The following is a 22168-nucleotide window of genomic DNA, read 5'->3' as shown; positions in this document are numbered from 1 at the left end:
ATAAAGATCTCATGAAAATTCTTGGCATTATTCCAGCCCGCTATGAATCCAGCCGGTTTCCAGGTAAACCTCTGATTGATATTGCCGGAAAAAGTATGATCAGGAGAGTCTATGAACAATCTCTTAAGTCTTCATCACTTTCAGAAGTTGTGGTTGCAACAGATGATAAACGTATTTACGATCATGTAAAGAGTTTCGGTGCTGAAGTAATGCTTACTTCAGATAAGCATCTAAGCGGTACAGACCGATGCGGAGAAATAGGTCAGAAATACCCTGATTTTGACATTCTGGTAAATATTCAGGGCGATGAACCTCTGATTGATCCGCTGCAAATTGATCTGCTTTGCTCCTGTTTTGAAAAAGCGGATACATCCATTGCCACTTTAGTTAAAAAAGTAATTTCTTATGATGAACTGTTTAATGAAAACACCCCTAAGGTGATTGTCAATAAACAACAGGAAGCGGTTTATTTCAGTCGTTCTACCATTCCATTCCTCAGAGGGGTAAAGAAGGAAAACTGGCTTGAACTTCATACCTTCTATAAGCATATCGGTATCTATGCTTTTCGAAAGAAAACACTTTCAGAAATTACTCAATTAAAGGTAAGCGCACTTGAAAAAGCTGAAGCACTTGAACAATTACGCTGGATCGAGAATGGCTACAGAATTAGGGTAGCAGTTACCGAACTTGAATGTCAGGCGATTGATACACCTGAAGATCTCCAAAAAATTCTGACAATTATCGGGTCCTGATTCTATTACAATTCCATCCATTTGACCACTTTGCTGATTAATTTTGATAAATTGACTTACATAATATCAATTCAGATGAAACCATCATGATTTTGCCAAAACCCGCAGGGGTATGATTATTAAATCATGATCGCCCTGCCTGCGGTAGGCAGGCCTGCCTACCGGCAGGTAGGTTAATCACCTTTAAAAAACAAAAAATAAACAGATGAAATATATCCCTGCATTTTTTTTTGTCATGATCATAGAATCTGCATTTGCTCAGACGGAAAAGCGTCTCGACTCTTTGTTGAGGAACATTGTTGGAACCGGAGAACCGGGAATTGCACTATATGTTGAATCAGCAGGTAAAGTAATTTACAATAAAGGTTTTGGGCTGGCTGATTCCCATGCAAATACAAAGATCAAAACTAATACTAATTTCAGACTCGCTTCAGTATCCAAGCAATTCACAGCAATGGGATTATTACTGCTGGAGAAAGAAAATAAAATTTCCTTCGACGATCCGGTAAACCGTTATCTTCCTGAATTGCCATCAGGTATCGGAAGCAAGGTACTTATCAGACACCTGATCACTCATTCATCCGGAATTATTGATTATGAAGAAATCATGGATAACTCTGCCGGAATTCAGCTTCTGGATGCAGATGTACTGAATCTTCTTAAAAAAGATGATAAAACCTATTTCACACCCGGAAGTAATTTCAGATACAGTAATTCTGCCTACGCATTGATGGCGCTGATTATTGAAAGGATATCCGGACAATCCTATCCTCAATTCATAAAGGAAAGGATATTTAAACCTTTAAAAATGAATCATTCTCTGATATATGAGAAAGAGACGCCTGTCTCTAATCGGGCAATGGGTTTTGCGAGGGATAAAAACCAATCACTTTATGCAAATGACCAGAGTTCAACAAGTGCGGTAAAGGGTGATGGCGGGGTTTATACCTCCCTGCAAGATTATAAAAAATGGACCCATGCCATTTGGAATAATACCTTAATTGATATGCAGCAAGCCTTATCTGAATTAAATTTTTCTATAAAGGAGCTTACTCAAAGCTATTACGGTCCGGGATGGTTCTATTTTACAAAAGGGGAACCTGCATTATTTCACTCAGGAAGCACCTGTGGATTCAGTACATTCTCGGTCAATATTCCGCGAAAAAAGACTTCTATAGTTTACTTGTCAAACATTGCGGGCAATACTGAACCATTCAGAAAAATATTAAATGTACTTGCAGAGGAAGGAATAAATAATCCATCAGAAATTTTCGAGCTGCATCAGCTCACGCGATGATTTATAGAATTTAAGATAGATTCTAAAGTTTATTAATTAAGTTTTTACAAAGCAACAACATTCTTTTCATTAAACTTGCAGTACGCAAAACAAGATTCCTGTTGGAATAAATTAAATGAACGAAGACTTTTTCAGGCATATTTTCAAGAAGCAGCAGGACGCTGATGCCGTTCCTTCAAACAAAGAGATTTCCCGTTGGGCATTAGAACTAATTCGTTTGTTATTCCCTGAGCAATCCAAACGCAGTATAAGCTCTATAGATGAGTTAAAAAAGGAATTTAACAAGCTGGAAGCTGAACTATGCAGTATGATGGAGGCAACCAAAGCCTGTGTAAACTGCGACAATTCCAAGCTTGCCAAAGAATTTTTCAGGCAGCTCCCTGAGCTTTACCGCTTACTGAATACAGATATAAAAGCCATATTTGAAGGCGATCCCGCTGCAAAAAGTGAATTTGAAGTGATAAGAACCTATCCGGGCTTTTATGCAATTACATTTTACAGACTTGCCCACGCACTATATAAATTAGAGATTCCCTTACTCCCACGTATATTCACAGAATATGCCCATTCAAAAACGGGTATCGACATCCATCCTGCAGCAGAAATTGATGAATACTTCCATATAGATCATGGAACCGGTATTGTGATTGGAGAAACATGCAAAATAGGCAAACATGTAAAAATGTATCAGGGAGTTACCCTTGGAGCATTAAGTGTGCACAAAAGCATGGCCAATACGAAACGTCATCCTACTATTGAAGATCACGTAGTGGTTTATTCCGGTGCTACAATTCTTGGAGGAGAAACCGTTATAGGCCACGATAGCATCATCGGAGGTAATGTCTGGATTACCAAAAGCATTCCTCCGGGATCTTCAGTATACAATACCGCTGAAGTAATGATCTCCAGCGATAAAAAATCAAAGAACAATTAACATGGCAGGCATAATTGATCAGATTGGGAACACTCCAATGGTGGAACTGCAAAGACTGAGTCCCAATCCAGCTGTAAAAATTTTTGCTAAACTCGAAGGAAATAATCCTGGCGGGAGTGTAAAAGACAGGGCAGCACTAAATATGGTAAGAAGTGCCATTGAACGGGGCGATCTGAAAAAAGGTACACCTCTGATTGAGGCTACAAGCGGAAATACCGGCATCGCACTGGCAATGATTGCCAGTATGTTTGGCTATGAAATTGAGCTTGTTATGCCTTCCAATTCAACCAGGGAGCGTACTCTGACAATGGAAGCCTTCGGAGCAAAGGTTACCCTTCTTGAGGGGATAGAACTTTGCCGGGATTATGCCGAAGAGAAAGCAGCTAAAGGTGAGAGCTTTTTGTTAAATCAGTTTGCCAATCCCGACAACTATCTGGCTCATTATAAAACAACAGGCCCTGAATTGTGGAGAGATTCTGATCATAAGATCACTCATTTTGTAAGCTCTATGGGAACAACCGGAACTATTATGGGATGTTCGCGTTTTCTGAAAGAACAGAACCCGAACATTCAGATTATTGGATGCCAGCCAACTGAGGATTCATCCATTCCGGGAATCCGAAGATGGCCGGAAGCTTATCTTCCAAAAATATTTGAACCAAGCCGCGTTGACCGCATCATGGACATCTCAGAAAGTGAAGCTACAGAGATGAGTAGAAAACTAGCTAAAACTGAGGGAATATTTGCAGGAATGAGCAGTGGCGGTGCAGCATCTGCCGCAATCAGGCTGGCCAAGGAACTGGAAGAGGGACTGATTGTCTTTATTGCCTGCGACCGCGGTGACAGATATCTGAGCAGTAATCTGTTTGGTTAATTAGTGTAGATTGCTGAATAAAACTATCTGAAATTATTTCCCCTGAATATTATGATCAACCTGAACTTCTCAGGTATTTGATTAATGGTAAACTATGATGTTTATTTATAATCTGATCAATGATTTGTTGAGTAATATCCGGATAGTGAACTTCAATGATCTTCTTACTTTCAAGCCAATGGTTAATAACCATATCATACTTATCTTTTAAATTTTTGATCACAGGTACTCCCATTTCCTTTAATGCCGCGGCATTTAATTGTTGCTCATACTGATTTTTCATCGGGATAACCAGAAGCTTTTTCTTCATAAACAAAGCTTCAGCCGGAGTTTCAAAACCTGCACCGCAAAGCACTCCTTCCGACTGAGCCATACTCATTATAAATCTCTCATTATGAATAGGTTGAACTGATACATTCTTTGACTTAAAGGGCTTGTGGTTATGTTTTGAAAATACTTCCCAATTAACATCTCTAAACTGACTCAATTTTGCAATTAGCCTTCTGTCGTCATATGAAGGTAAATAAACTGTATAATGGCCTTTATTCTCAATACTTTGTTCTCTCACCTGTGTGCGAATAACCGGAGTAAATATATTCTCCTCATAGCTCTTGAAATGAAAACCATACTGACTGGTATTGGGGGCATAATTTTTAAGGATTAGTTTACCGATGATGTCCCTTTGATCAGGTATGGGAGCTTCTTCAGCAAGTACCGCAGCCTGATGACTCAGACCAATACAGGGAATATCCTTCATGGAGCAGGCCCAGGCAGAAACAGGCTCAAAATCATTGATAACCAGATCATAGTTCTCAACCGGTAAGGCATTAATCTCTTTAACCAGTTTACGAACATTGGATTTGACACAGGTTTTCCAAAGATCAACCCCTCCAGCCTTTCCGAAAATAAAACTCAGCCCACGAAGCTTATACTTTATTGAAAAAGGAATACTCAAATCACCCTGCGTTCCACTCACGAGAATATCTACTTCTCCATGTCGCTGAAGACATGGAATTATATCCATGGCCCGGCTTAAATGTCCGTTTCCGGTACCCTGAATGGCATAAAGTATTTTCATCAAACTGAATTATTATTACTCTGAAAAGCTAAAAATAACCAAAATCCGTATAAAAGCCCGGCTTTCAGGGATACAAATTCAGTGCTTGTTTGTTTTTTTAAGCTATATCCTGATTACTAAGCATAAGGAATACTTACACTCTTAAATAAGTCCGGGTAAAATATTTTTATACTTTTGTGGGCATATAAAACAAGTTTATGATCGCAATTAATGAATATTTTGGCGGTGCTGTTAAATCACTGGCCTATGAATCGGCAGAAGGTAAATCTACTATTGGCGTAATTGAAAAAGGAGAATATGAATTTGGCACATCCATGCATGAAACCATGTATGTAATTGAGGGTGAACTTATCGCCCTTTTACCAGGTTCAACTGAATGGAGAAGCTTTAAAAAAGGGCAGTCTTTTGAGATTAATGCCAATCAATCCTTTAAAGTACGTACAGAAGAGCAATGCTCGTACTTATGTAAATACAAATAATCAGACTTAAATAAGGAGCTGATTTTGAAAGTCAGCTCCTTATTTTTAAATTATAAAATCAGTATCAATACCAGCAGAATGATAATGATTGCACCTACGGAAAGGTAAATTCCTCCACCCATAGATTTAACCTCTCTTTTCAATTCCTGCAATTCATTACGTAATTGTTTACGTTCTTCACGACTGAGTTGCGACTTATCTAAATCTCTGATCTCCTCCACTCTCTTGTGAATTACTTCGGCACGTGCAATCTGACTGGCAGTTATTTCAGGTTTAGACTTATTATCATTAGCCTTAACCACCGGAGCAGCCAGAGTTAAAAATAAAATTGCTGCTAAAATGTAAATCTGCTTTTTCATGGTTTGTTTTTTAGAAATGAATATTGATGTATATTAAAGATACGCTTATTAAAAAAGCAATCATAGTTAATCATACAATTATTATTCCTGTTTAATAATCCCCCTTATCAGCTAATTCAAGTAATCAGAATGACCAGTATTGTCTACACTTCCCGAATGTGTGTACTTAATTATTATGAATGCAGTCTGAGCTTTTCAGGGAATTGCAAGGCATGGTTCATAATCAGATTTCTGATATAATCATTAGCAGGATATTTAGTCAGATATACTTTAAGCTCGTTTACAGAATAATCAGAGACATCATTTGGGATATAACCCATCCCATAAAATTGGCCTTGCTCCATTAGAATACAGCTTTTCTCTTCATAATGCCGTCCATTGTCAATCAATAAAAATTCAGGCAGGCGCATGCGAAGATGGTCCAGAGCCTCCTGAACTCTGGAATTATACTCAACAGGACCTTCTGACTGCTCACATGCCCCTCTGCATAATTGTCCATCAAGAGAAATACATGAATCATTATTCCTTTGAATAAAACATAATTTAGAACAGAGATTAAAATTGTAAACAAGATTTCTTAAAAGATTATGTCCTTCAAGAATACTGTTAAATGTATAATATGGCTTTGAAAATTTGGTTTTTTTATCAATTGCAAGCCTTATATACCTGTTTTGATCTTCATAGGCATACAGGCCATAAGCATGCTCAAATCGTTTTAGAGAACGATTATGGGCAGGCCATAAACGTTTAATCTCAACTGCCTCCAGAATGAACGACATTAGCTCTGTACCGCATTCCTGGAAAGTAATATGATGTATATCTCTTAAAAAATCCTGTTTTTGTTTCCCGGGTTTATTGTTGGCAAAATGACTCCTCACTCTCTTCCTTATATCCTTAGCCTTTCCTACATAAACCACTTTTGATTTCTTATCATGAAAATAGTAAATACCGGGAACTGCCGGTAGCTTTTCCATATCCTCTTTGGGCAAATGAGGTGGCAATGATTGTTCTTTTGACCTGATATTTAAAGTCTTTTCGATATGGCCCTCAATATCTTTCTCAATTAGCATAGAAAACAGTTTTGCTGTAGCAAAAGCATCTCCCATGGCACGATGACGATCAGTGATCTTAATACCCACCTGGCTACAAAGCTTCCCCAGACTATAAGATATCAGACCAGGAATAATCTTACGACTTAACCTTACCGTACAAAGCTTTTTACTTTGAAGCTGAAATCCTGCAGATAAAAGATGATAATGAATAAAGGAATAGTCAAAATTTACATTATGGGCTACAAAGACCTTATCTTTCAACAAATCATAAATTTGTGGAGCCAGTTCTGCAAATCCCGGGGCTGAACTGACCATCTCATCATTTATACCTGTCAATGCCTGAATATAAACAGGAATAGGCCTTTCAGGATTAATCAGTGAATTGAATGTACTCTTTATTTCCTTCCCATCATGAATGACAATTGCGATCTCGGTTATACCATTTGCACTGGCATGGCCTCCTGTGGTTTCAATATCAACTATTGCGTACATCCCTGAATTAATTCTGTCGCAAATGTAAGACAAATCAGAAATACTAAAAATATTAGCGCAATGTTTTTTTTAACAGACTATCTGTTTCTCAGCGGCTTTAATAAATATTCGAGGCCATTAAGCTTAATCTCGTACATGGTTGCAAGTAACATCCCCAGTTTTCCTCCCGGTAATCCTTTTGAATGATACCATACCAGATAAGCTTCAGGCAAATCGCAAATTATTCTGCCTTTATACTTGCCATACGGCATCGGTATACTGACAAGTTCTTTCAGTAATTCAGGATTCATTGATCTTAATTTTGGGACCCGGTTTATATATTAAAACCAAATACAGCAAAGCAAGCAATGTCAGACCGGCAACAAGATAAAACGTAAAAGGTATCATATTGATATCGCTGATATATAATGCTCCGGCAACAAATGCACCAAGTCCTATGCCTGCTTCCAGGGCAATATACATTGTTGCTACCGCCTTTCCTCTGTGTTCAGGATGGCTGAGATCTATGATCCAGGCTGTAAGTGCAGGCGAAAGCATTCCGGTTGCAACCCCATAAACGGCAGAAGCAAACATTAAGAACAGAGCTGATTCTGCAATTGCAACCAGCAACATGGAAACTACAAGCAGAAACAAAGAAAATTTAATAATACTTACCCGTCCGATACGATCAGACATTTTACCCGACATAAACCGGATTAAAAGTGAAGAAACGGTAAATACCATATAAAACAGTCCCTTATTAGCAACCCCAAGGTGACTGCCCCAGTCAGAGATTAGTGTCAGAATAGCTCCGTAACTCAAATAAGAAAGGAAGCATACAATTGCACCCGGAAGCACCCGCATTTCAAATATTTCCTTTCTGCTCATCTTCAGCATAGCAAATTGAAATTTTTGCTTTTCGCCAAGCGTTTCTTTCATATTCATCAATATGACTATCGACAATAAGGCAAACAGGGATGAACAATAAAACAGAGCATTCATGGAAACTCTTTGATATAATTCACTTCCTATTGCAGGTCCAATTGCAAGGCCGGTACTGAAACAAAGACCATGTATTCCCATTGCCTCACCCCAGCGGTTTGCCGGAACAATATCAGCCACGTAAGCTGCTGTAGCCGTTGGTTTAAATCCGGTTGAAAACCCATGAAATAAACGAAGCCATAAAAATCCTGCAACAGTTGTCAGCAAAGGATACAGAAGGCCGCAAATAACACAGACCAATGATCCAACGGCCATCACCGGAACCCGGCCTACCCTATCGGTCAGTTTCCCGCTGAATGGTCTGGCAATACCGGCAGTAATCGTAAACAATCCGATGATATAGCCCTTAAATTCTGCCCCGCCCAAACTACTCAGATAGGCCGGCAATTCAGGAATCAGCATATTGAAACTGGCAGAAAACAGGAATGAACTCAGACAAAGCAGAGCAAATTGCATGTTATAAATCGGGTGTCTTTGAGGAAGCATAAAGTTGAACTGCGCGGCAAAAGTAAGAAGAATTAAAGCCAAAACCCTGAATATTAATCAGAGAGATCAATTATGATTATTCTCAGAAATATAGGCTGTATTTATGATATTGTTAATAGTTTTGCGGCGCAATTATGTTTGTATGCGTTTTCTCAAAATCCTAACCTTTTTCTTCTTGCTTATTTCTTTCGAAACAGTATTCGCACAGAGCAGTGCGGCTCTGAAAAAACGAAAAGAAACAATCAATAAGGAAATTGAACAACTAAAGAAAAGCAGAAGTAAAATTGACCGCAGTAAGAAGCTTTCACTCAATCAAATCAACCTGCTAAATACACAGATACGTCTTCGGGAAGAAAAGATACGTACAATAAATACTGAAATCAGGATACTGGATACCAAAATTATCAGTAATACTACTGAAGTAAAGACCTTACAATCCAATCTGGACAGAATAAAAGTACAGTATGCTAAAATGATTATTTTCGCCTATAAAAATCAGGGTGCCTATAATAAACTGATGTTCATTTTCGCTTCGCATGATTTCAATCAGGCATACATGCGTCTGCGCTACATACAGCAGGTAGGTCGCATACGAAAAAAACAAGCTCATGAGATACAAAATACCCAGGTAAGTTTGAAAAGAGAGATCAGTAAGCTCGACCAGAATAAAAAAGAAAAGAGTTCACTCCTCCTCGATCAGATTTCAGAAAAGCAGACACTTGGAAAAGACAAAGTTCAGCAATCCAAAATTCTGACAAACTTAACAAAACAGCAAAAAGTACTTCAACAGCAATTGTCTAAAAAACAAAAAGAAGCTACTGCATTAAACAATGCTATTCAAGCTGCAATTCGTAAGGAAATCAGGGAAGAACAAATAAAAGCTGCTGAGCGGGCCCGTATCGCAGCAGCAAAGGCAGCAGCTCTCAAAACCAAAGAAGCCGGCACCAGGAACATTACAGAAAAAACTACAGAAACAAAAATTGCCGCAAAGGGTTCCTCAATCCTTGCCTCAAGTCCTGAAGATGCAAAACTTTCTTCCTCGTTTATGGGCAGCCGGGGCAGAATGCAAAAACCCGTTCAGGGTGTGATAACACTTGGTTTTGGTCAGCAAAAATATAATAATGTAACCATTTTCAACCCGGGCATAAATATTAAAACCAACCCGGGGGCGAACGTTGCAGCAGTTTATAGTGGCAAGGTAAGCAAGGTTGTCTTTCTTGTTAATTCCTATACTGTAATCATCAGGCATGGAGAATACTTTTCAATTTATTCCAAATTGAAAAATGTAAGTGTAGCTGCCGGACAGGAGGTACAGGCAAGGCAAAGTATCGGAACCGTAGCCACAGACCCTACCGATGGATTGACAGAGGTACAGTTCCAGATCTGGAAAGGAGGAACTCCGGTTAATCCTTCAGGCTGGATCATGTAAGAAAAAAACTAGTTTTCAGACATAATAAAACATAAATCACACAGTTAAATAAGTCTGAAATCATGTATTAAATGAATGCGATTTTGGGCTTTTAACAAAGAAATTAAAGATGTATTTTTGTGCGCTTAAAAAAAAAGGAGAAATAGATGTCTGAACCAAGAGTAGCAGTCAGTGTGTGGAGAAGTAACTGGCAAGATTCTGATTACAGAAAGAAGTTTATAACCGGATTAATATTAATGTCTTTCATTCTTGTGTCTCTTCCATTCTTTTATCAGGCTATTGAACAAAGAAACGGGATAGGCTTTAATGATTATTTACTTGCTTATATACCGGCATATGATCTTTCACTCTTTATTTTTGTAGTAATCTGGTCTATGACCCTGCTAACATTCAGCAGATTCAAACAAGACCCGCATATATTTTTAAATTTCCTGTGGGGCTTTATTCTTATAAACCTTTCCCGCTTTGTTTCAATTGGCCTTTTTCCGCTGAATCCGCCAGCAGATCTAATTCCGATTCATGATCCAATAGCCAATCAGTTTTACGGCCCTAAATTTATAACTAAAGACCTCTTCTTTTCCGGACATACTGCAGCTATGTTTCTGATGTTTCTTTGTCTGAAAAAAAGAACTGATAAGGTTCTTGCTTTACTGGCAACCCTGATTATTGGAGCCGCTGTACTCATTCAGCACGTTCATTATACCATGGATGTTATAATGGCACCGGTTATCACTTATTTCCTTTGGGTAGGGTCTAAAAAAATCATTGAATCTTAATTATTCAGCGAAATTTTTATCAATCAATAGCTGGATAATCCCATCTACCAAACCTACTCTGGGTACGTAAATCTGCTTAACACCGCCCCATTTCATTACGCTAAGATATATTTCTGAAGCAGGAATAATAACGTCAGCCCTATCCTGATTAAGCCCGAGTACATTGATCCTGTCTTTTAATGAAAAGGAATTCAGATAGAGATACAATGATCTTAGCTTTGCAAAGCTAACGGGACTTCCATCTTTAAGGTCAGCCATACGAAATAACTTATTAATATTCCCTCCGGTTCCAATCCCCGAAAGGTTTTTGTAGGATTGAGTTTTCTGTTTAACCCAGTCTTTCATCTCTGCCCAGGTTTCGTCTTTGTCCTGATTGTCAAGAATTCTAATCCCACCAAGATTAAATGAACGTGAAGCTATCATTTCGCCATTACTGAAAATAGAAAGTTCGGTACTGCCCCCGCCAACATCTATGTACAAATAATTCTTTTTCTTATCCAGGCTTTGCTCAATATGACTTGCATAAATGATCTTGGCCTCTCTCTGCCCTTCTACAATCTCCAGATCAATATTTGCTTCTGACTTTATTTTCTGAACAATCAAACTTCCGTTCTTTGCTTCGCGCATAGCAGAAGTTGCACAAGCCATATAATCCCCAACCTTATAAACATCGATAAGATTTCTGAATGCAACCATGGTCTTAACCAGTTCATCAATCTTTTTTAATGAAATTTTTTTATCCAGAAAGGCATCATCCCCCAAACGCAATGGCACACGAATCAATGTATTCTTTTTAAAAGAAATTGTCTTATCATTCTGTGTAATATCAGCTATTAGCAACCTGACAGCATTCGACCCAATATCTATAGCAGCGTATCTCAATGTATTATATTTTAAATTTCAAGTAATTATATATATCCTTTTGCGCCCTGTTTTTAACCTTTGAACTTGTTCTGATATATCTGTTATTGTTCTGAGCATTAATCTCCCTGGCCTTGGTATTATCCTTCAACTGAATTTCAAGAATATCGAGAATCTCTTTTCTCACATCCGGATCCAGAACCGGAAATCCGACCTCAACCCTATGATCCAAATTCCTTGGCATCAGATCAGCAGACGACAAAAATACCTTTTCTTTTCCTCCATTTGCGAACACCCATACTCTTGCATGTTCCAAAAAACGATCAATGATACTGATTACTTCTATATTCTCACTGAAACCCTCAACACCGGGTATAAGGCAGCACATCCCACGGATTATTAATTGAATTTTAACTCCTGCATTACTGGCTTCATACAACTTAGTAATAACTTCCTCATCGGTAAGGCTATTCATTTTTAAAATAATGAATGCCTTTTTAGCAGATTTTACATTTTTTATTTCTTTGTCGATCAGCGCGTAAAACTTCTTCCTGCTCTCAAGCGGAGATACAATAAGATGTTCAAACCCCTTGTAAAACACCTTCTTCTGAAGACCGTCGAATAATTTAATCAACTCATCCGTAATCAGCGGATTAGCAGTGAACAGACTATAATCACAATACAAACCTGCTGTCTTTTCATTATAATTACCGGTGGCAAGATTAGCATAATAAAAGAACTTACCCTTTTCCAAACGCTTAACCAGACAGATTTTGGAGTGAACCTTATAGTCCATGATGCCATAATTGACGCTCACCCCCTCTTCTTCAAGTCTGTTGGTCCAGTAAATATTTGCCTGCTCATCAAATCTTGCTTTAAGTTCTACCAAACAATTAACCTTTTTGCCATTCTTTGCCGCATTAATTAATGCATGAATAACTCTCGAATTTTCAGCCAAACGATACAAAGTAATACTGATCTCCTTCACTTTAGGATCAATGGCTGCCTCTCTTAAAAAATGAATAATGTAATCAAACGACTGATATGGGAGATTAACCAGATAATCACGCATCGCTATCTGACCAAATATACTCTTCATACTGGAGAGACCCTTAACCGGAAGAACCTGCAATGGAGGATATTCAAGAGCTGCACCACCAACGTTTGGAAACCTTATAAAGTCTTTGAAATTATGATAACGGTTCCCCGGGATTAGCCCGTCGGCAGACAGATCAAGCTCGGTAACAAGATATGTAAGCATATCCAGTGGCATTTCTGTATCATACATCAACCTCATAGGTTTGCCTTTTCCCCTCTTCTGCAAACTTTTAGCCAACGCATCGATAAATTTATCGCTTACATGCTTATCCAGATCCAGTTCAGCATCACGTGTAAGCTGAATGGAATAAGCTTCTATATCATCATAGTTGAAAATGAAAAATATATCATCAAGACAATATCTTACAATATCATCAAGGAGGGTAATAAACTTTAAATTATTGGTCTCAGGAAGCACAAGAAAACGGTTAGATCCGTCTGTTGGTATTTCAATAAGCGCGTACCTGTACTTTTCTTTATTCTTATGATGAACCAGTCTTACAAAGAAATAAATGGCCCTGTCCTTTAGCTCCGGAAAAGGTTCATCTTTGTTAATCATAATCGGGACAAGCGTCGAAAGCACCTTCTCCCTGAAATATTCCCTTACAAACAGCCCCCTGGAAACATTCAGCTGTTTCTCATTGATGATGAATATCTTCTGCTGCTCAAGTTCCTTTATAATGATATTCTCATACAAATGATTGAACTTCCGCTCCTGCTTTACAACAATATTCTTAATCTGGTTCAGTGTCTTTTTAGGATTGTACCCCAGAATTTCCTTTGATTTTGTATTTAAATTGGAAAGCCTGTTCAATGTTGCAACCCTAACCCTATAGAACTCATCAAGGTTAGACGAAAAAATAGCCAGAAATCTGATACGTTCAACAAGAGGGACAGTACTGTCATCAGCCTCCTGCAATACCCGGTCATTAAAGGATAACCAGCTAAGCTCGCGATTAATAAGCGGAATATTTTTAGGCATCGGACAAATCCCTTTGTGGAGTCAGGGACTATAAAAATCAGATTTTTATGTTAACTAAATATTAATAACAGATTAAATAAAGATATAGCAACAATCCTATTCAACCGATTTGGGTTTCGGACCGGAAGTTTTTTTCACAACTGGCTTTTTTACCGCCGGTACTTTGGGCGAGCCCGAAGTTTTTGGGGCTGAAGCTGCCGCAGAAGCTATGCTTTTATTGCGAGCGGCCCTAACTGTTGGCACCGTAGTCTTCTGAACCTTTGCAACAACCTTTTCTGCTTTCTTAATTGCAGCAGCAACAACCTTTTTAGGTGCAGATACAGGCTTTTTAACAGTATTCAATGGCTTAACTTTAGCATTACCCTCAAGCTTGTCTTCAACTGCAATTTTCGCGTCCTTATATTTTTTAGCAATCTTCTTTGCAAGCTCCTTACTGGTTTTTCTGATTTCCTTTGTAAACTTTTCAGCGTCGTGCCCCAAGCCTCTCAATGCATCAAGAAATTTAGCTGAAATAGAAGTCTCCAACTCCTTTTTCATAAGTTGTTTAGCTACTTTTTTTTCAGCTTTATTGGATGTTTTTGCTTTATTTGCCTTCATATTCCTGATTTTTAGGATTGATTATAATGTAATAACCTAAATATACCAAAAAATTCAGCATTAACCAATTAGATATTCAAGCATGCCAACATTTGATATTGTAAGCAAAATAGATGGTCAGACCCTCGACAATGCAATAAATACCGCAAAAAAAGAGATTCTGAACCGCTATGATTTCAACGATTCCAAAAGCAGTATGGAACTTGATAAAAAGACAAATGAGATTACCATTATCACAGAAAATGATATGCGTCTGAAAGCCATTCAGGATGCTATCATATCCAGAATGGTGAAACACAACCTCGACCCGGGAAGTATGGATCTTGGCAAGGAACAATATGCATCCGGCAATATGCTTCGAAAAGAAATTAAGATCAAAGAAGGTATTGACAAGGAAACCGCAAAAAAAATTGTTAAAAAAATAAAAGACAGCGGGCTAAAAGTTCAGGCTTCCATCATGGATGATCAGGTAAGAGTTCAGGGTAAAAAAATTGATGATCTTCAGGCTGTAATTTCACTTTGCAGAGGAGATGATTTTGGACAACCCCTGCAATTTATTAACATGAGAAACTAATTCTTTAGTGAAAGTGAAGAATGAGGAGCAGGGAGTATACTGTTCCTTGATTCTTCAATCGCCTCGCTGTTATTAAACTGTTTTTACAAACTTCTCGTCATACTCATCTATATCCATTATATATCCATTCTGGATCAAAAACTCAAAAAGATGCTTTGCCTCGGGTGAAACAGGCATATTTTTGGTAGTGATAATCTCATTATTCTTTTTATCAAGATAGGGATAAGCATATAATTTCACGTTCTTACTAAAAAGATCGCTGATATAAGCTAATAATTCATCAGTATAATGCTCTCCGTAATTGGCAGAGTTGAATATATTCTTCAGATTGGCAATATTGGTAGAGATACCAACACTTTTCGGATTGCATCGCGACAGATACTGAGCAAGTTTATGGTTCCTGGTAAAATCAGAAACAATTACATAATTTCCTGTTGCACACAATTCCTCAGCCCGCTTCGCAAAAGTTTCAAGTTCTTCATTTCCCTTTTCAGTTCTTTCATTCTCCAGAAAATTAGTCATGAGGATCTCGATCATCACAATAATATTATCATCACTTACATTCTGTGAACGTTTAAACTGTTCAACTGCCTTGTTGAAAAGATCAAAATTCGGGGTTGACTTCTGACCAAATTTTGTCCTCAAAATCATCACATCCTTTTTGTACAGCACATCTTTAGATTGCCTGACCTGCCCCTCCTTATCAAAGATTGCAGCTCCTGAAAATCCTTTAGCAATTAAATACAGATTCACTAACCTGTCGTTTGCGTTTTTAAAATGTGGCCCGCTGAGACTAATTAAATCGATCTCTACAGATCCAACCGTAAGATTATCTACCAGCGACTCAATCATAAACTGAATATTATCATGATAATAATATGCAGCATAAACCAGGTTTACTCCAAGCACTCCCAGTACATTCTGCTGCAAACTGGTATCGCTGTCAAGTAACCTGACATGAAAAATAATATCATTAGGCTCACCGCCCGGCTTTAACTGAAAACGTATTCCAAGCCAGCCATGAGGATCATTAGTCTTATTAAAATTCAGTGTAGTTACAGTATCTGCAAATGCAAAGAAAGTCTTCCCGGCATATTTAGGACCACAAAGACGTTCAGAAAGCAGTCCAAACTCATGCTGAATCATTTTATCCAGACGTGATTCAGAAACATACCTGCCCGATTCTTCAGTTCCGTAAATAGAATTGCTAAAAACCATATCATAGGCCGACATGGTCTTGGCAATTGTACCTGAGGCTGCACCTGCAGTGAAAAAATTTCTGGCGACCTCCTGCCCTGCCCCTATTTCGGCAAAAGTTCCGTAAATCGCTTCATCTAAATTTATCTTTAAGGCTTTTCTTCTGGTCTCTAAAATTTCTCTCTGCATGCTGTAAAAATACGATTTTTGTGTCTTAAAGTGCAATAAAAAAGGCAGTTCGCTTATGAACTGCCTTAATTTTCACCTATTCAATTAAACTTATTTCACTACAATTTCTCTGGCCTGAATCTTTGCTTCCTCTTTCTTTGCAACCGCAATCAACAAAATTCCGTCTTTATATTCAGCCTCAATTTTTGAAGGATCAGCACTCTCCGGTAAAGTGAAAGATCTCATAAATGATGAATAATTATATTCTACCCGGTTATATTTTTTTGCATCATTCTGTTCGGCATTCTCCGCTTTACTCTCTGCAGAAATTGTCAGCTGATCGTGTTCAAGACTAATTTTAAAGTCTTCCTTCTTCATACCCGGAACTGCAAGTTCAATATGAAATTGATTTTCATTTTCTGCTATATTTACTGCAGGAATACGTACTACAGTACTTTTTGGCAAAAATGAATCTGAATTGAAAAATGAATCAAAAACATCAGAATAAACCGGTTTAAATACTTTGTTTGAGTTTCCGTTTGCAAATTTTACAAGTGCCATTTTTATGTCCTCCTAAGTTTATTTTTTTCATTACCAATCTATATACCAATCAGAAAAATCACTATTATTGAATAACAAACGAGCCATTGTGTCACTATATCTTAAAAACAAATGACAATACGGCATACAATCAAAACTGAAGACTATCATTACAAAACCAATATTCCAATAAGGTTTGCAGATATTGACGCTTTCGGACATGTAAACAATGCCATTTATCTTACCTATTTTGAGGTAGCCAGAAGTGCGTATTGGAATGAAATCATTGAATGGGACTGGAGCAATATTGGTATCATTTTAAGAAATTCGCATGTTGAATACCTGAAACCGATTATGCTCAATGACGAGGTTTATGCTTATGTACGAACATCAAGAATTGGAGGAAGCAGTTTTGATCTGGAATACATACTGATTAAAGTTGTTAATGGCGAGGAACAAATATGCACCACAGGATCAACCCTATGCGTTGCCTACGATTACAATGCAGGAAAACCCGTTCCAATACCTGAATACCAACGCAAAAAAATGGAAAATCTGTAGCGTTCAGATCATCTTGCCCGGATTCAGAATCCCTTTGGGATCAAATACTTTCTTAATTCCACGCATCAGATCCATATGAACATGAGGATACCTGATATCCATATATTCCCGCTGAACCAACCCGATACCATGCTCACCTGAAATAGTTCCACCCAAAGCAACAGTTAGTTCAAAGATTTCGCGAATACCTTCCTTTAACCTGGTATTCCAGTCGTGATCAGACATATCAGCTTTAACTATATTTACATGAAGATTCCCATCGCCGGCATGGCCATAGCAAATAGACTCAAAGCCATACTTCTTACCGGTTTCCTTTATACCATAAATAAGCTTTGGCAATTCAGCCCTCGGCACAACAGTGTCCTCCTCCTTATAAATTGAATTGGATTTAACCGAAAGTGGCATAGTTCTTCTCATTCTCCAGATCGACTCCTTCTGAGCAGCAGTATCACCCAATAAAACATCTGAACAATTATGAGCCTCCAGCACGGTGTTTATCTTTTCACAATCGCTGTATAACATATCAAGATCATTGCCATCAATCTCTATCATCAGCAGTGCTCCAACTTCATCCTTCAGATCAAAAGGGAAATGATCATAAGCGATTACCCATTCAACTGCCCTTCTTTCCATGAATTCAAGAGTTGAGGGACAGATGCCGGCCCTGAATATAGACGATACCGCCATGCATGCCTCTTCATTTCCGGGGAAAGAGGCAAGCATTACCAAACTATGTGCCGGACGAGGAATCAACTTTAATACAACCTTTGTTATGATTGCCAGAATACCCTCAGATCCAATCATCAATTGAGTCAGATTCAGGCCTGAAGCATATTTTAAAGTATTTGCTCCCGTCCAGATAATCTCCCCGTCTGGCAAAACAACTTCCAGGTTCAATACATATTCCCTGATGGTTCCATACTTAACAACCCTTGGACCGCCACTGCCATGCGCTACATTGCCACCTATAAAACAGGAGCCCTTGCTCGACGGATCTACCGGATAATAAAGTTCTTTTTCTGCAACCGCATTCATTAAAACCTCTGTAATTACACCCGATTCAACCGTTGCCTGTAAATTACGTTCATCTATTTCAATAATACTGTTGAACTTTTCCATTGAGATCACCAAACCACCTTGAACTGCAAGCGCACCACCACTAAGTCCGGTGCCTGCCCCTCTGGGCGTAACCGGAATATGATGCTTATTACATAGTTTCATCAGCCTTGAGATCTGCTCAGTATCTGCAGGAATGGCCACAGCCTCAGGAAAATATACCAGATCCTCAGTTTCATCATGAGAGTAAGACTCCAGTTCATCCAAACCGGTATAAACATTCTCTTTACCAACAATACCTGATATCTCAGACAAAAGAGCACTATCAATAGAGTTAAATTGCATGTTATCTCTTAAATACAAGTTCAATACCCGAATTCCTGATCTCGGCACCCATAGGCGGATACATTTTCCTGATCTTAACCCTAATCATCTGAACAGCAAGAAACTCATGCCTGATCTTGTCGAGAATACTGTGAGCAACAGTTTCAATCAATTTACGGGGGACATTCATTTCTTCAGAAGCAATCTGAAACAGGCGTTCGTAATTTACAGTATTACTTATTTCATCATCACCTGAACCAAAAACCTCTGTCTCTGCTTCTATATCAAGCATAAACTCCGTTCCCAATAGTTGTTCTTCAGGATAAAACCCATGATAAGCAAAGAATCGAACACCCTCCAAACTTACTTTTTGCCTTAAAGTCCCCATAGAGACAAAAATATATTATTTGCGACAGACAATAATGTATTGAAATGGAATATTTCCTAAATAAACCTAAATTAGAGTGAACAAAAACATATTAAACAAAACCAATTTCATGAAAAAGATCATATTGATAGGTGCACTTGCTATTCTGATTTGCCAGAAAGGATATGCACAGCAAAAAGCTAACCCAAAAGACACTGAAGTATGGACTCCGGTTCCGAAACAGATAAATTTCAATCCAGTTCCTGATGATGCAATTATATTATTCAATGGGAATAATCTTGACCAATGGAAATCAGTAAAAGACGGTTCAGAGGCTAAGTGGACAGTTAAAGGCGACATTTTCACTGTCAAAAAAGGAACCGGAAACATTGAGACAAAAAAGAAATTCACTAATTATCAGTTACATATTGAATGGCAAATTCCCGCAAACATTAGTGGAAGCGGACAGGCACGCGGGAATAGCGGAATATTTCTCGGTTCAACTGAAGGTGGCGGTGATGCCGGATATGAACTTCAATTACTTGACTCCTACAAGAACTCAACATACAGTAATGGACAGGCCGGCAGCCTATATAAGCAAGCTATTCCATTGGTAAATGCATCCAAAAAACCCGGAGAATGGCAATATTATGACGTAGTATGGACAGCTCCTGTCTTTAACGACAACGGAAATATCAATAGTCCGGCCAGGGTTACTGTATTTCACAACGGAGTATTGATTCAAAACAATCTTGAATTAAAGGGAGAAACACTTTATATCGGTGCACCATTCTATAGAAAACATGGGGCTTTATCTATAAAATTACAGGATCATGGTGATCCAAGCGAACCCATAAGCTTCAGAAATATCTGGATCAGAGAACTTTAGAAATTTAAAGAGCATCAGATAATAGCATTATCCTGATGCTCTTCCAGAATATTTATCACATAGCCCGCATAATACCTGAACTTTGACATGTCTCAATAATCTGTCAGAGCGGTTGCTGATCAATTCCGATTATATGCAAAAATCCGATGCACTTATCCGGATTTCTATACAGTTATCAGATCAGCCCGGATCGAAAAAAGACAAAAATAAGAGTCCGGTTTGCCAGAATACAAGAATAATTATTGAATCCTTCTAAGCAATTTATCGAAATAAAAATAGAACTTCACATCATATATAACTGTTTACCAAGCAAATAAAAAATCAATCTGAGCTATTTTTTATTCAGACTAAATTCTTCAGTCAAACAAACACTAAATTTGATACAGACAATTGAGCTGTACAATGTGTTAATTGGCCGGAATTTTGAACTATTCATGTTAAAATAGACGATAATGAAGAATTTTATACTTTATTCCTGTTTGAGCGCATCGCTTTTCCTTACAAATTCATGTGCAGTTAATCCTGTAACAGGTAAGAAGCAAATAGTTTTAATGTCTGAAGAACAGGAAATAGCAATGGGTAAAGAGGCCGACCCTGAAATAGTTGCCCAGTACGGACTTTATGAAAATAAGGCACTTCAGGATTTCATTACCCAAAAGGGCAGGGAAATGGCTGCAATTTCTCACAGGCCAAACCTGAAATACGAGTTTAAAATTGTGGATTCAGAAATTCTCAATGCATTTGCAGTTCCCGGTGGTTATGTTTATTTCACCAGAGGTATTATGGCTCATTTTAACAATGAAGCTGAATTTGCCGGAGTGCTCGGGCATGAAATAGGACATATTACTGCCCGACACTCAGTTTCTCAGCAAACTAAAGCCGTATTAGGTCAGGTTGGATTGATCGGAAGCATGATCCTCGTTCCGCAGGTGGCGGATTTTGCACAACCATTATCTCAGGGGCTGGGACTCCTCTTCCTGAAATTTGGCCGCGATGCAGAACGCCAGTCGGATGAACTGGGAGTTGAGTATTCATCAAAGATTGGATACGATGCGCACGAGATGGCCGGATTTTTCAATACCCTTGAAAGAAAAACAGCAGGCACTCAAGCTGCAGAACTTCCTGATTTCCTATCCACCCACCCTAATCCAGGCGAAAGAAATGTGACTGTAAATAACCTATCTGTAGAATGGAAAAAGAAATTAAATCTAAAGAACCCAAATATTAACAGGGAAAGTTACTTACGCCGGATTGAGGGACTGATTTATGGCGAAGATCCCAAGCAGGGTTTTCTTGAGAAAGATGTTTTCTACCATCCTGAATTAAAATTCCAGTTTCCTACTCCGGCAGGATGGAACTATCAGAACACTCCGCAAAGAATTCAGTTAGCTCCAAAAGATGGAAAAGCACTGCTGATGATGACTTTAGGCAAGGGTAATACACTTCAGGATGTAATGAACACAGTAATAAAGAATAATAATCTTCAGGTAATAGAGTCGAATCAGATTACCCTTAACGGATTGAATGCACTGGCGGTTATAGCCGATGTGAAACCGCAACAGGGACAACAAAATTCATCAGTAAGGACTATGTCTTATTATATTCAGTATAATCAAAATATCTACGTATTACTTGGAGCATGCTCAAGTGCCGATTTTAATTCCTATTCGGAGATATTTTCGCAAACGATGAAAAATTTCAAAGAGCTGAAAGATACATCGAAACTGAATAAACAACCCGAAAGAATCCGTATTAAAACAGTAAAACAATCAGGCACTCTTAAGCAGGCATTAGCCAGTTATAAGATATCTGAAGGCAGAATGGAGGAGCTCTCAATTCTAAACGGCATGCAGTTGACAGATAATGTGCAGCAGGGATCGTTGATCAAAATCATAGCGAACTAAAGCCTCAGCAAGCGAGTTTAAGAGGACATGCTCCACAATTATGCCCCTTAAACTTGCCTTT

23 protein-coding genes are annotated in these 22168 nt (G+C 38.3%); 11 read left to right on the top strand and 12 right to left on the bottom strand.

Going from position 1 to position 22168, the window contains the following annotated elements:
* The first annotated feature begins 11 nt into the window (after positions 1–11).
* From kdsB to cysM, 4 genes are all read left to right on the top strand, one after another.
* Positions 12–752 (top strand): 3-deoxy-manno-octulosonate cytidylyltransferase, encoded by a 741-nt coding sequence (kdsB, locus tag P2W72_RS08880; RefSeq protein ID WP_276361115.1) that lies wholly within the window; start codon positions 12–14, stop codon positions 750–752.
* Positions 753–957: 205 nt separating this feature from the next.
* Positions 958–2049: a serine hydrolase domain-containing protein gene (locus P2W72_RS08875; protein ID WP_276361113.1), complete on the top strand. Its 1092-nt coding sequence runs from the start codon at positions 958–960 to the stop codon at positions 2047–2049.
* A 115-nt stretch (positions 2050–2164) separates the two neighbouring features.
* Entirely contained in the window at positions 2165–2983 is an 819-nt protein-coding gene (gene epsC / locus P2W72_RS08870; protein ID WP_276361111.1) for a serine O-acetyltransferase EpsC, read from the top strand.
* Position 2984: 1 nt separating this feature from the next.
* Positions 2985–3857, top strand: a complete 873-nt coding sequence (gene cysM / locus P2W72_RS08865) for a cysteine synthase CysM (RefSeq protein ID WP_276361108.1) — start codon at positions 2985–2987, stop codon at positions 3855–3857.
* A gap of 55 nt (positions 3858–3912) precedes the next feature.
* Here the strand turns inward: cysM and P2W72_RS08860 are convergent, their stop codons facing one another.
* Positions 3913–4935 (bottom strand): glycosyltransferase family protein, encoded by a 1023-nt coding sequence (locus tag P2W72_RS08860; protein ID WP_276361106.1) that lies wholly within the window; start codon positions 4933–4935, stop codon positions 3913–3915.
* 197 nt (positions 4936–5132) lie between these two features.
* Between P2W72_RS08860 and P2W72_RS08855 the strand changes: the two genes are divergently transcribed.
* Positions 5133–5414 (top strand): pyrimidine/purine nucleoside phosphorylase, encoded by a 282-nt coding sequence (locus P2W72_RS08855; RefSeq protein ID WP_276361104.1) that lies wholly within the window; start codon positions 5133–5135, stop codon positions 5412–5414.
* 50 nt (positions 5415–5464) lie between these two features.
* On the opposite strand, the gene P2W72_RS08850 is transcribed toward P2W72_RS08855, so the two are convergent.
* From P2W72_RS08850 to P2W72_RS08835, 4 genes are all read right to left on the bottom strand, one after another.
* A complete protein-coding gene (locus tag P2W72_RS08850; RefSeq protein WP_276361101.1) occupies positions 5465–5773 on the bottom strand; it encodes a hypothetical protein in 309 nt (102 codons plus the stop codon).
* Positions 5774–5946: 173 nt separating this feature from the next.
* A complete protein-coding gene (locus P2W72_RS08845; protein ID WP_276361099.1) occupies positions 5947–7317 on the bottom strand; it encodes an exonuclease domain-containing protein in 1371 nt (456 codons plus the stop codon).
* 77 nt (positions 7318–7394) lie between these two features.
* The gene (locus tag P2W72_RS08840) at positions 7395–7607 is read right to left on the bottom strand and encodes a DUF3820 family protein (protein WP_276361096.1); all 213 of its coding nucleotides are present in this window, start codon (positions 7605–7607) and stop codon (positions 7395–7397) included.
* Positions 7597–8754: an MFS transporter gene (locus P2W72_RS08835; protein ID WP_276361091.1), complete on the bottom strand. Its 1158-nt coding sequence runs from the start codon at positions 8752–8754 to the stop codon at positions 7597–7599. The genes P2W72_RS08840 and P2W72_RS08835 overlap by 11 nt, the downstream gene beginning before the upstream one ends.
* Before the next feature lie 205 nt (positions 8755–8959).
* On the opposite strand from P2W72_RS08835, the gene P2W72_RS08830 reads away from it, so the two are divergent.
* A complete protein-coding gene (locus P2W72_RS08830) occupies positions 8960–10213 on the top strand; it encodes a peptidoglycan DD-metalloendopeptidase family protein (protein ID WP_276361086.1) in 1254 nt (417 codons plus the stop codon).
* 146 nt (positions 10214–10359) lie between these two features.
* The gene (locus P2W72_RS08825; RefSeq protein ID WP_276361081.1) at positions 10360–10989 is read left to right on the top strand and encodes a phosphatase PAP2-related protein; all 630 of its coding nucleotides are present in this window, start codon (positions 10360–10362) and stop codon (positions 10987–10989) included.
* Here P2W72_RS08825 and P2W72_RS08820 read toward each other — a convergent pair whose 3' ends face one another.
* The 3 genes from P2W72_RS08820 to P2W72_RS08810 all read right to left on the bottom strand — a co-directional run bounded on the left by P2W72_RS08820 (position 10990) and on the right by P2W72_RS08810 (position 14527).
* Positions 10990–11871, bottom strand: a complete 882-nt coding sequence (locus P2W72_RS08820; RefSeq protein ID WP_276361078.1) for an ethanolamine ammonia-lyase reactivating factor EutA — start codon at positions 11869–11871, stop codon at positions 10990–10992.
* A 4-nt stretch (positions 11872–11875) separates the two neighbouring features.
* Positions 11876–13930, bottom strand: coding sequence for a polyphosphate kinase 1 (gene ppk1, locus P2W72_RS08815; RefSeq protein ID WP_276361073.1), 2055 nt, complete (start codon positions 13928–13930; stop codon positions 11876–11878).
* 96 nt (positions 13931–14026) lie between these two features.
* The gene (locus P2W72_RS08810) at positions 14027–14527 is read right to left on the bottom strand and encodes a hypothetical protein (protein ID WP_276361068.1); all 501 of its coding nucleotides are present in this window, start codon (positions 14525–14527) and stop codon (positions 14027–14029) included.
* A gap of 82 nt (positions 14528–14609) precedes the next feature.
* Here P2W72_RS08810 and P2W72_RS08805 point away from each other — a divergent pair, with 82 nt between their 5' ends.
* Complete coding sequence (locus P2W72_RS08805) at positions 14610–15101, top strand: YajQ family cyclic di-GMP-binding protein (RefSeq protein ID WP_276361063.1); 492 nt, start codon at positions 14610–14612, stop codon at positions 15099–15101.
* A gap of 72 nt (positions 15102–15173) precedes the next feature.
* Here P2W72_RS08805 and P2W72_RS08800 read toward each other — a convergent pair whose 3' ends face one another.
* Entirely contained in the window at positions 15174–16487 is a 1314-nt protein-coding gene (locus P2W72_RS08800) for a nicotinamide mononucleotide adenylyltransferase (protein ID WP_276361060.1), read from the bottom strand.
* 90 nt (positions 16488–16577) lie between these two features.
* Positions 16578–17027: an Hsp20/alpha crystallin family protein gene (locus P2W72_RS08795; RefSeq protein ID WP_276361057.1), complete on the bottom strand. Its 450-nt coding sequence runs from the start codon at positions 17025–17027 to the stop codon at positions 16578–16580.
* A 111-nt stretch (positions 17028–17138) separates the two neighbouring features.
* Here P2W72_RS08795 and P2W72_RS08790 point away from each other — a divergent pair, with 111 nt between their 5' ends.
* A complete protein-coding gene (locus tag P2W72_RS08790) occupies positions 17139–17567 on the top strand; it encodes a thioesterase family protein (RefSeq protein ID WP_276361053.1) in 429 nt (142 codons plus the stop codon).
* Between the two features lie 3 nt (positions 17568–17570).
* Here the strand turns inward: P2W72_RS08790 and P2W72_RS08785 are convergent, their stop codons facing one another.
* Both P2W72_RS08785 and folB read right to left on the bottom strand, forming a co-directional pair.
* Positions 17571–18968, bottom strand: coding sequence for an FAD-linked oxidase C-terminal domain-containing protein (locus P2W72_RS08785; RefSeq protein ID WP_276361047.1), 1398 nt, complete (start codon positions 18966–18968; stop codon positions 17571–17573).
* Between the two features lies 1 nt (position 18969).
* Positions 18970–19335 (bottom strand): dihydroneopterin aldolase, encoded by a 366-nt coding sequence (folB, locus tag P2W72_RS08780; RefSeq protein WP_276361042.1) that lies wholly within the window; start codon positions 19333–19335, stop codon positions 18970–18972.
* 109 nt (positions 19336–19444) lie between these two features.
* On the opposite strand from folB, the gene P2W72_RS08775 reads away from it, so the two are divergent.
* The gene (locus P2W72_RS08775) at positions 19445–20203 is read left to right on the top strand and encodes a DUF1080 domain-containing protein (protein ID WP_276361036.1); all 759 of its coding nucleotides are present in this window, start codon (positions 19445–19447) and stop codon (positions 20201–20203) included.
* A 452-nt stretch (positions 20204–20655) separates the two neighbouring features.
* Positions 20656–22107, top strand: a complete 1452-nt coding sequence (locus tag P2W72_RS08770) for a M48 family metalloprotease (protein WP_276361031.1) — start codon at positions 20656–20658, stop codon at positions 22105–22107.
* The last annotated feature ends 61 nt before the right edge of the window (positions 22108–22168 follow it).

The organism is Daejeonella sp. H1SJ63, from assembly GCF_029360775.1.
Taxonomy (GTDB): Bacteria; Bacteroidota; Bacteroidia; order Sphingobacteriales; family Sphingobacteriaceae; genus Daejeonella.
This window is presented reverse-complemented; position numbering and strand designations above follow the sequence as displayed.